This is a genomic window from Myxococcus sp. MH1 (assembly GCF_059738865.1).
Genome location: NZ_AP026947.1, coordinates 3,517,238 through 3,532,508, shown reverse-complemented (window position 1 = coordinate 3,532,508; position 15,271 = coordinate 3,517,238). Strand labels below are relative to the sequence as shown.

10 protein-coding genes are annotated in these 15,271 nt (G+C 71.5%); 5 read left to right on the top strand and 5 right to left on the bottom strand.

The window, feature by feature from the left end; all coding sequences use genetic code 11:
- Nucleotides 1-68: 68 nt before the first annotated feature.
- The gene (locus tag AC6JA9_RS14210; protein WP_223785092.1) at nt 69-1,790 is read left to right on the top strand and encodes a CotH kinase family protein; all 1,722 of its coding nucleotides are present in this window, start codon (nt 69-71) and stop codon (nt 1,788-1,790) included.
- Nucleotides 1,791-1,814: 24 nt separating this feature from the next.
- Here AC6JA9_RS14210 and asnS read toward each other — a convergent pair whose 3' ends face one another.
- A complete protein-coding gene (gene asnS / locus AC6JA9_RS14205) occupies nt 1,815-3,215 on the bottom strand; it encodes an asparagine--tRNA ligase (RefSeq protein WP_223751270.1) in 1,401 nt (466 codons plus the stop codon).
- Between the two features lie 262 nt (nt 3,216-3,477).
- Here asnS and AC6JA9_RS14200 point away from each other — a divergent pair, with 262 nt between their 5' ends.
- Nucleotides 3,478-4,506 (top strand): coiled-coil domain-containing protein, encoded by a 1,029-nt coding sequence (locus tag AC6JA9_RS14200; RefSeq protein ID WP_223785091.1) that lies wholly within the window; start codon nt 3,478-3,480, stop codon nt 4,504-4,506.
- A gap of 78 nt (nt 4,507-4,584) precedes the next feature.
- Here the strand turns inward: AC6JA9_RS14200 and AC6JA9_RS14195 are convergent, their stop codons facing one another.
- Nucleotides 4,585-7,851, bottom strand: coding sequence for an RCC1 domain-containing protein (locus tag AC6JA9_RS14195; protein WP_497959923.1), 3,267 nt, complete (start codon nt 7,849-7,851; stop codon nt 4,585-4,587).
- Between the two features lie 141 nt (nt 7,852-7,992).
- Entirely contained in the window at nt 7,993-8,424 is a 432-nt protein-coding gene (locus tag AC6JA9_RS14190) for an RCC1 domain-containing protein (RefSeq protein ID WP_267696960.1), read from the bottom strand.
- A 321-nt stretch (nt 8,425-8,745) separates the two neighbouring features.
- Here AC6JA9_RS14190 and AC6JA9_RS14185 point away from each other — a divergent pair, with 321 nt between their 5' ends.
- From AC6JA9_RS14185 to AC6JA9_RS14175, 3 genes are all read left to right on the top strand, one after another.
- Nucleotides 8,746-9,855, top strand: coding sequence for a Kelch repeat-containing protein (locus AC6JA9_RS14185; RefSeq protein WP_223751266.1), 1,110 nt, complete (start codon nt 8,746-8,748; stop codon nt 9,853-9,855).
- A 40-nt stretch (nt 9,856-9,895) separates the two neighbouring features.
- A complete protein-coding gene (locus tag AC6JA9_RS14180; protein ID WP_223751265.1) occupies nt 9,896-10,705 on the top strand; it encodes an SAM-dependent methyltransferase in 810 nt (269 codons plus the stop codon).
- 153 nt (nt 10,706-10,858) lie between these two features.
- Complete coding sequence (locus tag AC6JA9_RS14175; protein WP_267696962.1) at nt 10,859-11,569, top strand: hypothetical protein; 711 nt, start codon at nt 10,859-10,861, stop codon at nt 11,567-11,569.
- 36 nt (nt 11,570-11,605) lie between these two features.
- On the opposite strand, the gene AC6JA9_RS14170 is transcribed toward AC6JA9_RS14175, so the two are convergent.
- Complete coding sequence (locus AC6JA9_RS14170) at nt 11,606-13,060, bottom strand: hypothetical protein (RefSeq protein WP_497959922.1); 1,455 nt, start codon at nt 13,058-13,060, stop codon at nt 11,606-11,608.
- Between the two features lie 216 nt (nt 13,061-13,276).
- Entirely contained in the window at nt 13,277-15,085 is a 1,809-nt protein-coding gene (locus tag AC6JA9_RS14165; RefSeq protein ID WP_223751262.1) for a DUF4215 domain-containing protein, read from the bottom strand.
- Nucleotides 15,086-15,271: the final 186 nt, after the last annotated feature.

The following is a 15,271-nucleotide window of genomic DNA, read 5'->3' as shown; positions in this document are numbered from 1 at the left end:
TCAGCGCTCCTCCGGATGCCTATTCCTTCGAGTCCGACGGGGTTTGCGGGAGGCGGAGGAGCAACACGGTGGCCCGGAAAAGCGTGTCGAGCGTCGTACTGGCATGTGTCGTGAGTCTGCTGGTGGCCTGCGGGGGCGACAGTCCCCCCGGTCCCGAGGGTCAGCCGCCCGACCGGGCGCCCTCGGGTGACCCCGATGCGGGTCCCCCCACCGGACAGCCCGGCCCGGATGCGGGCGTGCCCGACGCTGGCGAGCCTCCTGCTCCCGACGCGGGCACACCCGACGCCGGCCCCGCGCCCACCGTCTGCGCCCCCACCGCGGGCGAGGCGAAGTGGGTCACCGAGGGACAACAGGTCACCGCCACCGTGACGTGCTCCACCGGCCACACCGGGGCCGCCGTGCGCTTCACCGTGGACAACCTGCCCACCGGCGCCACCTTCGACGAGGCCACCGCCACCCTGCGCTGGACGACCGGCAAGGACCAGGCGGCCGTGTGGAACCTCGTGCTGCGCGAGCGCTCCACCAACGAGACGGGCACCCTCAAGGTCGGCGTCGCCGAGAACAACGGCGGCCCGGGCAACGTGGCCATCGTCGACCCCTCGAAGTACACCGAGGAGTACGGCCTGCCCGTCTTCCACCTCACCTACGAGCCGCCCCTCACGTCGGGCAGCTACAAGGGCGCCAGGCTCATCTACCGGGGCCGCACCTACCAGGTGGAGGCCAAGTACCGCGGCGCCACCTCCGGCGCCTTCCCCAAGCGCAGCTTCACCTTCAAGTTCCCCGACGAGGACCTCTTCGATGAGACCGTCTACGGCGACGGCTTCGTCGACAAGAAGCGCATCGCGCTCGTCACCACCTTCAATGACAACTCGTACGTGCGCACCCGGCTCGCGTTCGACCTGTGGAGCCGCATCTCTCCCGACAACATCCGCGTGCGCACCTACAGCGCCGTGCTGTACGCCAACAACCGCTACCTCGGCCTCTACACCGTGGCGGACCTGCCCCACAAACGGCTGATGGCCGACCACGGCCTGGACAAGGACTCCGACCTGTTCAAGGCCGTGGAGAACGACGCCAACTTCTCCCGCGTCCGCCGCGACGGCACGCCCAAGGCCTCCCTGCGCGAGGGCTTCGAGAAGAAGGTCGGCGAGCCGGAGATGGGCCAGCCCCACGCCTGGGACACCCTGGAGGCCTTCATCGGCTTCGTCGCGGACTCCGATGACGCCACCTTCCGCGCCCAGTTCCCCCAGCGCGCCAGCCTGAGGGACTACGAGAACTGGTGGATCTTCAACACGCTCATCCACGGCACGGACTCGCACTCGAAGAACGCCTATCACGCGTATGACCCGAACACGCAGGGCCCCTGGCGCTTCATCCCGTGGGATCTGGACGCGAGCTTCGGGCAGAACTTCGACACCACGCGCACGTCGCCGACCACGCGCTCCAACTTCGCCAACACCAACCGCATCTTCGCGCGCCTGCTCGCGGACCCGACGTTCTCCGGGCCCATGCGCGAGCGCTACCGCGCCCTCCTGAAGAACGAGGTGAAGCTGGAGACGGTGCTCGCCCTCATCGACGTCTACGAGCGCGAGACCTCCGCGGTGGCGAAGCGCGACTGGGCCAAGTGGGAGCTGGAGTACCGGGCCCTGGGCGCGCCCGGCACCGTGGGCGAGGGCAACTTCCCCAACTGGTACCAGCGCACCGACTTCAACACCTACGAGCAGGAGCTGGAGTACGTGCGCCAGTGGGTCCGCACCCGCTGGCCCGCCCTCCAGTCCCAGCTCCCCTGACACCCGTTCTCGGGCCGGCGCGGCCTAGAACTGCGCCGAGCCCGGCACGCGCGGGTACGGAATGGCGTCGCGGATGTTCTGCAGGCCGCACATGTAGACGATGAGCCGCTCGAACCCGAGCCCGAAGCCCGCGTGCGGCACCGTGCCGTAGCGGCGCAAGTCGCGGTACCACTCGTAGTGCGACGGCTCCAGGCCGAAGCGCTTCATGCGCGCATCCAGCACGTCCAGCCGCTCCTCGCGCTGGCTGCCGCCGATGATTTCGCCGATGCCCGGGGCCAGCACGTCCATGGCCGCCACCGTCTTCCCGTCCTCGTTGATGCGCATGTAGAAGGCCTTGATGGCCTCCGGGTAGTTCATCACGACGACGGGCCGGCCCACGTGCTCCTCGGACAGGTAGCGCTCGTGCTCCGTCTGCAGGTCCTTGCCCCACTCCGGCGCGTACTCGAACTTCTTCTTCGCCTTCTTGAGGATCTCAATCGCGTCCGTGTAGTCGATGCGCTCGAAGCTCGAGTGGATGAACTTCTCCAGCCGCTCCGTGACGCCCTTCTGCACGCGCTCCTCGAAGAACTTGAAGTCCGGGCCGCAGTCCTCCAGCACCGCCTTGAAGACATACTTGAGGAAGCGCTCGGCCAGGTCCGCGTCCGCGTTGAGGTCCGCGAAGGCGATCTCCGGCTCGATCATCCAGAACTCGGCCAGGTGGCGCGTGGTGTTGGAGTTCTCCGCGCGGAACGTGGGGCCGAAGGTGTACACCTTCGACATGGCCATGGCGTAGGCCTCCACGTTGAGCTGGCCGGAGACGGTGAGGTACGCCTCCTTGCCGAAGAAGTCCTTGTGCCAGTCGATCTTCCCCTCGGGCGTGCGCGGCGGGTTGACGGCGTCCAGCGTGGACACGCGGAACATCTGCCCGGCGCCCTCCGCGTCGCTCGCGGTGATGATGGGCGTGTTGACCCAGAAGAAGCCCTCCTGGTCGAAGAAGCGGTGCACCGCCTGCGCCGCGCGGTGACGCACGCGCGTAATCGAGCTGAACGTGTTGGTGCGAACGCGCAGGTGCGCCACTTCGCGCAGGAACTCCAGCGTGTGCTGCTTGGGCTGGATGGGGTACGTGTCCGGGTCGTCCACTAGGCCCAGCACCTGGACCTCGTCCGCCTGGACCTCGAAGGCCTGCCCCTTGCCCTGGGACTTCACCAGCGTGCCGCGGCAGACGACGGAGGCGCCCGCGGTGAGGCGGAGGACCTCCTTCTCGTAGTTGGGCAGCGAATTGGGGGCGACCACCTGGAGGGGGTCGAACACCGAGCCATCGCTCACGTTGACGAAGCTGATGCCCGCCTTCGAGTCGCGCCGGGTGCGCACCCAGCCACGGACCTCCACCTTCGTCCCTGCCTCCACCGCGCCGGCGAGGACCTGCTTCACACTGACGACCTGCATTGACGCTCTCCCTTGAGCGGAGTCTGGGCCGGGAGTTAGCCGGCCCCCGGCCCCGACCACAAGCCCGGCGTGGCTTCTTGGGGCTCCCAGGAGCCCTTTCCCGGCCCCCGGAAGCACGCCTGGAACCCGGCCAGCCATGTCAGACCCTCCAGGTACTCTTTTCACATGGTCGCCCGAGAAGGGGACCAGAAACCCCACGAAACCCTCACGCCATTCGCGAGCCAACGCGGCCCGCCTGGCCGTGCCCTACCTGGAGAGTCACATGGCTTCCACCCAGTCCAAGTCCCGCAAGTCCGCCTCCCGCAACCGCTCCTCGGAGTCCACCAAGGCGGCCTTCGAGGACCTGGCTCGCAAGGCGCGCAACAAGCCCGTCGTCCCGGCCAAGGAGCAGGAGGCCCGTGACGCGCACGCGCGCGGCGTGCTCGCGGACGTGTCCAACCTGTCGGCCGAGTCCGCGGTGAAGAAGGTCACCGAGGCGGGGCTCACCATCGGCAAGACGCTGGCGGGCATCAACGAGCAGGTCATCGCGCTGGTGGAGGAGATGAAGCAGCTGGACGAGGCCATCCGCCTGAAGACGGAGGAGCTGACGGAGCTGCATGGCAAGGACGTGGCGGCCAGCGCCGTGGACGTGCTGGTGGCCGAGTACGACGTGCGCAAGGCGAAGCTCCAGGAGGAGATGGAGCAGCTCCAGAAGGACATCGCGGAGACGCGCGAGCGGGCGGCCTCGGAGCTGGCCACGGAGAAGGCGGCGGCGGAGCTTTCGCGCACGCGCGCCGAGGAGCAGTACGCCTACGACGTGCAGGTGCAGCGCAAGAAGGAGCAGGACGCGTTCGCCGAAGGGCTGCGCGTGCAGGCCGCCTCGGAGAGGGACCGCAAGGAGAAGCTGGAGAAGGACTGGGCCGGCCGCGAGGAGCAGCTGAAGCTGCGGGAGAAGGAGCTGGAGGACCTGCGAAAGCAGGTGGCCGAGTTCCCCGCGCAGCTGAAGAAGGAGGCGGACACGGCCGCGGCGATTGCCGGCAACCGCGTCAAGGCGGACTGGGAGCTGAAGCTGACGCTCGCCAACAAGGACGCGGAGACGGCGCAGAAGGTGGCCAGCATGGAGATTGCGTCCCTCAAGGAGACCAGCACGAAGCAGGCCCAGGCCCTCCAGACGCTCCAGACGGAGCTGGCCGAGGCCAAGCGCCAGGTGCAGGCCATCGCGGAGAAGGCGCTCGAGTCCGCCTCCGGCGCTCGCGCCCTCGCCGAGGTGCAGGGCGTCATCGCCAGCCGCGAGTTCGGCAAGGCGAAGTAGTCCCGCCCCGCTCCCGCGTCCCACCCGGCCCGCTCGCGATGGACTCACGCGAGCGGGCCGCCGTCCGCGCGGGGGGAGCTACCAGACCTGCACGGGCGCCTCGCGGAAGCCCGCCATGCCGGTGCCCAGCTGGCCCTGGCTGCCGTTGCCCCAGGCCCAGACGCCGCGGTCCGCGAGCACGGCGAGCGAGTGCTCCCCGCCGCCCGACACCGCCACCGCGCCGGTGAGCCCGAGCACCTGCGCGGGCAGCTTCTGCCAGTTCGACTTCACGCCGTTGCCCACCTGGCCATGCTGGTTGCGGCCCCAGCCCCAGACCTTGCCGCCGGTGGTCACCGCGAGGCTGTGGTGCTCGCCGGCGCCCACCGCGGTGACGCCCGTCAGGGTGTTCACCAGGATGGGCGCGAGCCGCCGCGTCTGGGTGTTGTCCCCCAGCTCGCCATAGGTATTGGAGCCCCACGCCCAGAGCGTCGCGTCCGCCTTGAGCGCGAGCGCGTGCGTGCGCCCGGCCGCCACCGCGGTGACGCCCGTGAGGCCGGTGAGCTCCACCGGCTCCAGCCTGCGCTGGGTGGAGTTGTCCCCCAGCTGTCCCAGGCCATTGGCGCCCCAGGACCACACCGTGCCGTCGTGCTTGAGCGCCAGCGAGAAGCCCTCGCCGGCGGCGATGGCCGCCACGCCCGACAGGTTCAGCACGCGCACGGGGAGCCGCCGGGACACCGTCGTCCCATCGCCGAGCTGGCCCTGGAGGTTGGAGCCCCAGGCCACCACCGTGCCGTCGCCATGCAGCGCCAGCGAGTGACGGCCGCCCACCGCGATGGACAGCACGCCCGCGAGCGACGGCAGCTGCGCGGCCTGCATGCGGGGCGTCGTCGTGCCATCCCCCAATTCGCCCTCCAGGTTCGCGCCCCAGGCGTAGACGTGGCCATCGGTCTTCAGCGCGAGCGCGTGCCCCGGGCCCGCGGCGATGGCCCGGACCTCCGTCAGCCCCATCGCGGCCACGGGGTCCGCGCGCGTCAGCAGGCTGCCGTCACCCAGCTGCCCGGAGTCGTTGGCGCCGGTGCCCTGCACGCTGCCATCCAGCGCGACGACCAGCGAGTGGCGGGACGCGGCGGCCACGCCTCGCGAGGCCACCAGCCCCGAGCGGGTCGGCGTCAGCTGCCAGTCCACCGCGCCGATGCCCAGCTGCCCGTCGCCATTGCCGCCCCAGGCCCAGAGCGTGCCGTCCTCCTTGAGCGCCAGGGTGTGCGAGGCCCCCGAGGACAGCGTCCTCACGCCCGCCAGCGAGGGCACCTGCACGGGCGCCACGCGCGGAGCGGACAGGCCCGCGCCCAGCTGGCCCAGGGGATTGCTCCCCCACCCCCACACGCCGCCGTCCTGCTTGAGCACCAGCGCCTGGCGCGGCCCCACGGCGAGCCACACCACGCCGGTGAGCCCCGTCACCTGGGCGGGCGTCATCCGCGCGAGGAGCCCCCCATCCCCCAGCTGCCCCTGGTCATTGCTCCCCCAGGCCCAGACAGTGCCATCCGCGCGCAGCGCCATCGAGTGACAGAGCCCCGCGCCCACCGCCACCACGTCCGTCAGCCCCGGCACCTGGCGCGGCGCGCGCACCGCCAGCGCCTCGCCCCCCGGGTCCTCGCACGTGTCCTGCCGGCCCCAGACCCAGACGGTGCCGTCCGACTTCAAGGCGAGCGAGTGCTCCAGGCCCGCGGCCACGGAGACGACGCCGTCCAGGTCCGGCACGCGGGTGGGCGTGGTCCGCGTCGGCGTGACGTCGCTGCCGTCGCCCAGCTGCCCCACGCTGTTGTCCCCCCACGCGAAGACGGTTCCATCCACGCCCAGCGCCAGCGAGTGGTACGCCCCCGCCGCCACCGCCGAGGCCACCAGGGTGCCCTGCCCCACCCGCACCGGCTGCGAGCGATTGACGAGGCTCCCGTCCCCGACGGCGCCCCAGCCGTTCGCGCCCCAGCCGAACACCGCGCCGTCCTCCTTCAGCGCCAGCGAGTGGAACGCCCCGGCGGCGACGGACGCCACCTGCGTGAGCGTCCCCACGCGCACCGGCAACCGACGCGACACATTCGTCCCGTCGCCGAGCTGGGCCTGGGTGTTGTTCCCCCATCCCCACGCGGTGCCATCCCCCTTGACGGCGAGCGAGTAGCCCTCCCCCGCGGACGCGCCCGCGCGCTCCAGCAGCCCGCGCGCCAGCGTGGGCACCAGCTTCATCAGGTACGTCCCATCACCGCACTGCCCATCGGAGTTGGAGCCCCACGTCCACACCTCGCCGCTCGCCTTCACCGCCACCGAGTGCTGCCCTCCGCCCGCGGACACGCCCAGCACGCCCGTCAGCCCCGGCACCTGGAACGGCGACAGCCGCTGCGTCTGCGTCCCATCCCCCAGCTGCGCGCGGATGTTGCTGCCCCACGCCCACACCGTCCCGTCCGCCTTCAGCGCCACCGAGTGCTGCCCGCCCCCCACCACCGCGGCCACGCTCGTGAGGCCCGGCACCTGCACCGGAACCAGGCTCGCGGTGGTGTTCCCCAGGCCCAGCTGGCCATCGTCGTTCTTCCCCCAGCCCCACACGGTGCCGTCCGTCTTCAGCACCATCGAATGCGAGCCTCCACCCGACAGCCCGGACACCATGCCCGTCATGCTCGCCAGCGCGCCCGGGAGCGAGCGGGGCGTCTGGTTGCCCGTGCCGAGCTGCCCGTCGGCGTTGCCACCCCACGTCCACAGCCGCCCATCCGCCGTCAGCGCCAGCGAGTGCACGTTGCCCGCGGCGATGGCCACCGCGCCCGGCAGCCCCTGCACCTGCACGGGCGACAGCTTGCGCACCGTCGTTCCATCGCCGAGCTGCCCCGTCGCGTTGAGCCCCCACGCCCACACGGTGCCGTCCGACTTGAGCACCATCGAGTGGGTGAAGCCGGCGGCGATGGCCACCACGTTCGTCAGGTTCGGGATTCGCGCGGGCACCGAGCGCGACGTCGTCGTGCCGTCGCCCAGCTGGCCGTTGTTGTTCCAGCCCCAGGACCACACCGTGCCGTCCACGCCCAGCGCGAGCGAGTGCTGCTCCCCCACGCCAATGGCGCGGATGCTCGACAGGCGCCAGACGCGCGAGGGCATCGGGTTGGGGCGGGTCGAGTTGTTGCCGAGCTGGCCGAAGGTGTTGCCACCCCATGCCCACACGGTGCCGTCCGTCCTCAACACCAGCGTGTGATGCCGTCCCGCCAGCACCGAGCCCTGACGGGAGGCACCCTCCCTGGCGCGCACGGTGCCCAGCTCGCCGGTGAAGGACGACGCCCCGGGCTCGACACAGCCCGCCCACCACAACAGGCACAGCAGCAACCCAGACACACGCCTCGCGACACGTTCCATGGGACACCCCCGTTTCAGACTGCCCGACGACGTACTCGCTGCATCCGGGCCCACCGGGGCGCGGAGTTCTCGAGGGAGGGCGCATAGGACGCCCTCCCGTTTCGCGTGAGGCGCGGCGCGCTACCAGACCTTCACGGGGGAGGCCCGAACCGTCGACAGGCCCGTGCCCAGCTGTCCCTGGGCGCTGTCGCCCCAGGCCCACACACCTCCCGCGCGCAGCGAGTGCGCATGGCCCGCCGCGAGCGCGCCCACCTGCGTCAGCCCCACCGCATGCACCGGCGCCCACCGCGACGCCGTCGTGCCGTCACCCAGCTGACTGGCGCCGTTGTCTCCCCAGCCCCACGCCGTGCCATCCGCGCGCATCGCCAGCGTGTGATGCCGCCCCGCCAGCACCGTCCCCTGTCGGGCCACCCCCTCCACCGCCTGGGCACCGGCGCCCAGGCGCCCCTCCTCGCTCGCGGCCCCCCGCTCCGAGCAGGCGCCCAGCAGCGCCACGCACAGCAAGGCGCACCCCGCCAGCAGCCCCGACACACGTCTCCCGATGAGTTGCATGACTCCCCCTTTTCCAGACGACGTCTCACGCAATGCCTGTCATGGGCCCCGTCCCGACATGGACGCGCCCCGCCAGGGCAAGACGGGCTCGGCGGAATCTCGTGGCGCACGGCGCATGTTTCCCCCCTCGGAACGATGCGGGCCCCAGAGAATCACCAGACACGCATGCGGAACAAGCCATTGCCCAGGACACCCTCGTCCCGGCCGCCCTCCCAGGTTGTCATTCCCAGGGCCGGGCCCCCGGACGGCGACTGTCTCCAGGTCACCGTGGACCTCCCCGGTGGCAGGCGCGGCGCGGCGCGGACGGCGTACGATGGCGCCATGACCGGCAGCCCTCCGTCCCCGGCGACTCGACGTGTTCCCGCCCCCGGGCTCTGGCTGGAGGGCTTCGGCCTGACGCCCGTGGCCGGCGGCGCGCTGCTCACCGGCGGACAGGGCTGGCACGCAGAAGGGGGCGGCTCCACGCCCAGGACCTCCGCCAGCGCCTTCCTCTGGGACACCCTCCGTCAGGAATGGCGGGAGGCAGCGCCCCTGCCGGAGCCCCGGCACGACCACGCGGCGGTGGCGCTCCCGGACGGGCGCGTGCTGCTCGTGGGCGGCCGCGACAATGCCCACCCGGACCTGGCCAGCACCGTGGTCTGGGAGCCGGACGCGCTGCGCTTCGTCCCCGGTCCTTCCATGCGGGCTTCGCGCTCACACCCCGTTGCGCTGGTGCTCGAGGACGGGGCGGTGCTGGTGCTGGGCTCGGACCACGACGACGACCTCGAGCGCGGAACGCGCGCGGAGCTGCTGCGGCCCGGCGCGGCGGAGTGGGAGCCCGCGGGCCAGACGGTCCGCATCTTCCACATCGGCCCGGTCTGCGTGAGCCGGGGCCGCGTCGTCATCGCCGGGGGGCGCGACAACGGCTTCGGCTTCGCCATCATCGAGGGACAGCACCTGGCCCCGCCGCTCGACATGAGCACCGAGGTCTACGAGCCGGCCACCCGCACCTGGAGGACCGCGCCCCATCCGCTCACCGCGTCGCGCGACGACGCCGCCGGCGTCACGCTCGCCGACGGCCGCATCCTCGTGGTGGGCGGCTGGCACCAGGGCACGCTGCTCACGAGCGCCGAGCTCTTCGACCCCGCCACCGAGCAGTGGAGCGCCACGGCGCCGCTCGCCCTGGGCCGCTCCAGCTTCGCGCTCACCGCGCTGCCGGACGGTCGCGCCGCCGTGTCCGGAGGCCTGGAGTCGACGACGTACGGCGCCACCCCCGACGTGGAGCTGTGGAACCCGGCCACGGGCCTGTGGAGCCCGGGGACACCGCTGGCCCTCGGCCGCGCGGGCCACCGCGTCGCGCCCCTGGGCGATGGCGCATACCTGGTGGTGGGCACCACCCGCGCCGCGCCGGACAGCCCGCCGGAGACGACCTCCGAGGTCTGGCGCCCCTGAGAGCCGCGCAACCCCCTACCCCACGAGGAGCGAGCGAAGGATGGACAACCAGGAGCTCTCCCGCATCCCGGGCGTCAACCCCCACGTGCCCGACGCGGCCCGCATCTACGACTACACGCTGGGCGGCACCCACCACTTCGAGGTGGACCGACAGGCCGCCGAGTTCATGTTCTCGCTGGTGCCTTCCACCCGGAAGTGGCTGCGCATGCTCCGAAGCTGCCTGCGCACCGCCGCGCTGCGCCTGTCCGCGGACGGCTTCGACCACTGGGTGGACTTCGCTTCGGGCCTGCCGACGAGCGACCACATCCACTCGGTGCTGCCCGACGCCAAGGTGCTCTACACCGACATCAACCCGCTCACCATCGCCACCGGCAAGCACCTGCTCGGCGACAATCCGCGCACGCGCTACATGGAATGCGACATCCGCTCCGCGGGCGACTTCCTGCGGCGGCCCGACGTGCGCGCGTTCCTGGATGGCGAGCGGCGCGTGGCCTTCGGCGCCAATGGCATCACCGTGTTCCTCTCCTCGGAGGAGAACCGGAGGTTCTTCAAGGATTTGTATGACTGGGCCGCGCCCGGCTCGAAGCTCTTCGCCACCTTCGAGACGAAGGCGCCCGGGCTGAGCACGCCGAAGTGGGAGCAGTTCGTCGGCATGTTCCAGAAGATGGGCGAGTCCTTCCAGCTCTACTCGCTGCGCGAGTACCTGGACCTGTGCGGCCCCTGGTCTCCCGGGCCCGGCGGGGTGATGACGGTGCGGGAGTTCCTGGGCCTGCCCGTGGGCCACATCACCGAGGAGGACCGCGAGGGCGTGGGCATCGAGTTCTACGCCGTCATCCTCGAGAAGCACTGAGCAGGCGGCCACACGAGCCGCCCTCTTCCACGCCCGTCCCCCGAGCGGGCGCGTCAAGGCCAGCGTCGGGTGTCGCACCGCGCCTCCTGCCTCGCCGTCGCCGAGTGCCTACCGTGTCGAGCAAGCGACGATACGCACGGTCAGGAGGAATTCATGTTCCAGTCGACGAGGAAGCATCGGGTTCTGGCGGGAGTGGTGTTGGGGACGGCGCTGGTGCTCGGCGGGTGCAGCTCATCCAAGTCCGCGAAGAAGCAGGTGGACGAGTCCTGGCTGGCGCGCGTCCCCGAGAGCCAGCTCGGCGACGTCCGCAACGCCCAGTCCGAGCGCACCAAGGCCCAGGACGAGGTCACCCGCGCCGACGTGGCGGTGAAGGACGCCGAGCGCGCGGTGGAGGTCTCCCGGCGCAACGAGGAGGCGGCCAAGCTCTCCCACGAGGCGAACCAGACGGCGCTCGAGGCCGCCCGCGCCACCGGTCAGCAAGCCAACATCACCCAGGCCCAGAAGGACCTGAGGACCACCGAGGCGAAGCTCCAGGCGGCCCGCGCCCAGACGGCGTGGCGCCAGCGCGCCGTGGAGACGCAGAAGGCCCGCAAGGACTTGCGCCAGGCGGAGCTGGAGCTGTCCGAGGCCCAGCTGCGCCAGGCGGAGCTGCAGGCGCTGAAGAACAGCGATGACGTGCGCGCCAAGGAGATGTCCGACGCCGAGTTCACCCGCGCGGTGGCCGACGCCCAGCGCAAGACGGAGGAGGCCCAGCGCCAGGTGGACGTGCGCCTGGGTGAGGAGCGCCAGGCCCGCGCCGACTTCGAGAAGGCCCGCGGCTCCTCGCAGGGCTACGGCGGCAGCGGCATGAACGACGACGAGTGAGTGGCGCCCTGATTCCAGGCCCGCGTCTTCCGGCGGCTACTTCGGCGGCCGGAAGACGTACTGGAAGATGGGCTCGTCCTTCGCGGGCGGGTACTGCGCGTCCAGGAAGGCGAAGTAGGCGTGGCCGGCGACGAGCGGGTCCTCCAGGCTATCGTAGAGGACCTTCACCTGCGTGGCCTTGCCCGTCTCGTCCACCTGCACCTGGAGCTTCAGGTTGCCCTTGAGCTCCGGTGACTCCTTGAGCCGCTCCATGTAGATGGCGACCAGGCCCAGGGACACGCGGGCGTAGATTTTATCCGGCACCCCCTTGGCGGGCGTCGCGGGCAGCCGGAAGCGCCTCACCAGCTCGGCCGTCTCCGCCTCGGCCTCGGCCACCTTGCGCTCCGGCGCGGCGAGCGCGGCGCGGTAGGACACCAGGGCCTCCCGCCAGCGCTCCTGCTTGAGACACAGCCGCGCGCGGCGCACGTGGATGTCCGAGCGCGCCGGCGCCCGCTCCGAGGCGCTCACCAGGAAGGCCTCGCTCGCGGCCGCATCCCCGCGCGCTTCGGCCAGCTCGGACAGCCGCAGCAGGGGCTCGGGGTCCTTGAGCTCCGCCTCGATGAGCCGCGCGAGCGCCTTCTCCTCGTCCGCCGCGCGCCCCATCTCCGCGTACACGTGCGCGCGCAGCGCCAGGGGCGCCACGTCCGCGCCGCCCAGCTCCACGTAGCGCTCCAGCGAGCGCGCGGCCTTGTCCTTCTCCGACGCGGACAGCCACAGCTCCGCCTGGAGCCGGTGCGCCTCGCGGTCCGCGGGCTTGAGCGCGACCAGCTTCTCGCCCGCCGCCGCGGCGGCGCGCACGTCCTTGGCCGCCTGGGCCAGCGAGGCGAGCTTGCGCAGGGCCTCGGGCTGCGCCGGCCACGCCTCCACCGAGCGCGTCAGCTCCGCGCGGGCCTCGGCCTCGCGCCCCGGGCTCGCGGCCAGCAGCAGCCCCAGCGCCGTGCGGGCCTGGGGCGCGTCCAGCCTGGAGAGCGACTCGCGCAGCCGCGCCTCGGCCTCCGCGGGCTTGCCCTCCGCCTGGAGCAGCAGCCCCTCCCCCCACAGGGCGGGCGCGAAGTCGGGGGACACGCGCCGGGCGGCGGCCAGCGGCGCGCGCGCCTCCGACAGGAGCCCCCAGCGGATGTAGATGAGCCCCATGCCCAGGTGCGGCCAGGGGTTCTCCGGCTCCAGCGAGGACAGGGCCTTGAGCTCGTTCCAGCTGGTGTCCGCGGGGAACGCGAGCCAGGCGCGGTACACGCGCGGCATCACGCTCCTGGGCTGGGCGCGCGTCAGCTCCTCGAACTCGCTGTCGAGCACGCGCAGCGTCCCACGCACCCGCGCCGTCTCCACCCGCCGCAGCACGCCCATCACCTCGTCGGCGGGAGGTGGTGTGCTCCGCGCGCTCGCGGCCCCGGCCGGGACGGCCAGCACCAGCGACAGCAGCAGCGACAGACGGAAGAGGACGGAGGGCGCCATGAAGTCGGGCGCGAAGATACCAGACGGCCTCGCGTGAGCATCCCACTTGGGAGCACGGGCCTGCCTGCTTCCCCACCGGGCGGCGCGGTCATCCCGGCCCCAGGGCCTTGGGGACGACTCGCCCCCGGCGACAGCCGCCTCGCGGGAGCTTCTTCCGCGAGGCGGTGAGCCGCTCCGGGGCACTCGCGCCCGGAGCGGCCCGTCACGTCGGACGACTCAGCCGATCTCCGACTTGCACGTGGCGCTGCAGCCGTCGCCGCTGGTGGTGTTGCCGTCGTCGCACTCCTCGTTGGCCGGAGGCGCCGTCTGCGGGATGCCGTCGCCGCAGCGCGGACCCCAGACGCAGCCGGGCGCGCACTTGCCGTAGCCACCGGCGTTGACGAAGTCGTCGCACTCCTCGCCCTCGTCCACCTCGCCGTTGCCGCACGTGGCGTTGCACACCGTGCGACGGGTCTCGAAGTTGTTGAGCGTCAGCCGGTACGACGAGCCGGAGGTGTGGCGCTCGGCCTGGAACACCACGACCTCGTAGATGCCACCCACCGTCAGGCCCAGGGCCGCGGCCTGCTGCGACACCGTGACGGTGCCGTTCTCCGGACCGTGGACGCCGCCCAGGTCCAGCGCGAGCTTGCCGTTGATGAAGACCCACACGTCGTCGTCACCGCGGAACAGCAGCACCTCGGTGCCCTTGTACTGGAACCAGTACCGGACCTCGCTCGTGAAGCTGAAGTTGTGCTGCTGGGAGGGCTGTCCGTTGTCGCCGCGCAGCGGCTCCTTGCCCGCGGCCACCCAGCTGTCCGGGTGGTTCGTCAGCGGGAAGAACCGGTCGCTGTCGAACACGTACGAGCCACCCGCCTGGCGGTTGAGCTTGAGCGTCCCGACGATGGTCTTGTTGATGTTCGCGTGGTCCGTGTACCACTGGTGGAAGGCGGTCGCGCCGTGGGTGGTGGCGGACGACTGCCCCGTCTTGGCGTACTCCGGCTTGCCACCCGGGAACGTCTTGCCCGGGATGCCCTCCAGCGTCGTGGCCAGCTGCGCCTTCACGATGCCGCGCTCGCCGGCGTTCCCGTTCTCGAAGTCGATGTGGCCGCGCGGCAGCGCGCCATCCGCCGGCAGGTCATACCCGCGGAAGTCGCGGAAGACGGCGGACAGGTCGAGCGAGGCCGGGGGATCCGTCTGGACCACCTGGCACACGTAGCCCGTCTCCAGCTTGCACGTGGCCGAGCAGCCGTCGCCCGAGCGGGCGTTGCCGTCGTCGCACTCCTCGGAGGTGTCGTTGGGCAGGATGATGCCGTCGCCGCACGTCGCCTGGCACTGGCCGTTCTGGCACCGCGGCTCGCGCTTGCACGCCGCCGAGCAGCCATCGCCCATGTCCTTGTTGCCGTCGTCGCACTCCTCGGTGCCCTCGACGATGTTGTCGCCGCAGGTCGTCTTCGAGCAGGCCGCGCCCACCGTCGGGCACTTCCAGCCCTCCTCCAGGCGGCACTCCGCGGTGCAACCATCACCGTTATTGGTGTTGCCGTCCTCGCACTCCTCCTCGCCCACCTTGAAGCCGTCGTTGCACTGCGCGGCGTGGCAGCGGCCACCCGCCGACGGGCAGTTCCAGCCCTGCTCCACGGTGCACGTCTCGCTGCAGCCGTCGCCGCTGGACACGTTGCGGTCGTCACACTGCTCGCCCGCCTCCACCTTGCCGTTGCCGCACCCGACCACCTTCACGCACGGCTCGCCCGGCGTGTTGCACGCCCAACCCTCCTCGAGGGTGCACGTGGCCGAGCACCCGTCGCCGCTCACCTGGTTGCGGTCGTCGCACGTCTCCCCGGACTGGAGGGTGCCGTTGCCGCAGTTCTCGACGGGACACGTGCCTCCGTCACACGGCTGGGTGGGGCCGGCATCGTCATTGCCCCCACCGCCGCCATCCGGCTTGCCATCACCACCACCGCCTCCACATGAGGATGCGATCAACGAGAAGAGAAGAGAGGCGAGTACGAGACCCGCGAGGCGCTTTCCAGCAGAGGGGACGGTCACCATGACCCCCGATGCTGGAAGTGCGCGCGGTGCGTGTCAACGCGGTTGCGATTTCTCACTCCCGCACAGCGCGTGAAAATGCAGGAATTGCGCAGATGTGCAGGAAGAGCGGACTGAATCGCCTGATTTCGTGTCTCGGACACACATCCGCGTCCATGTCGCGATACAGGCCCCCATCGAGGGGAGGGC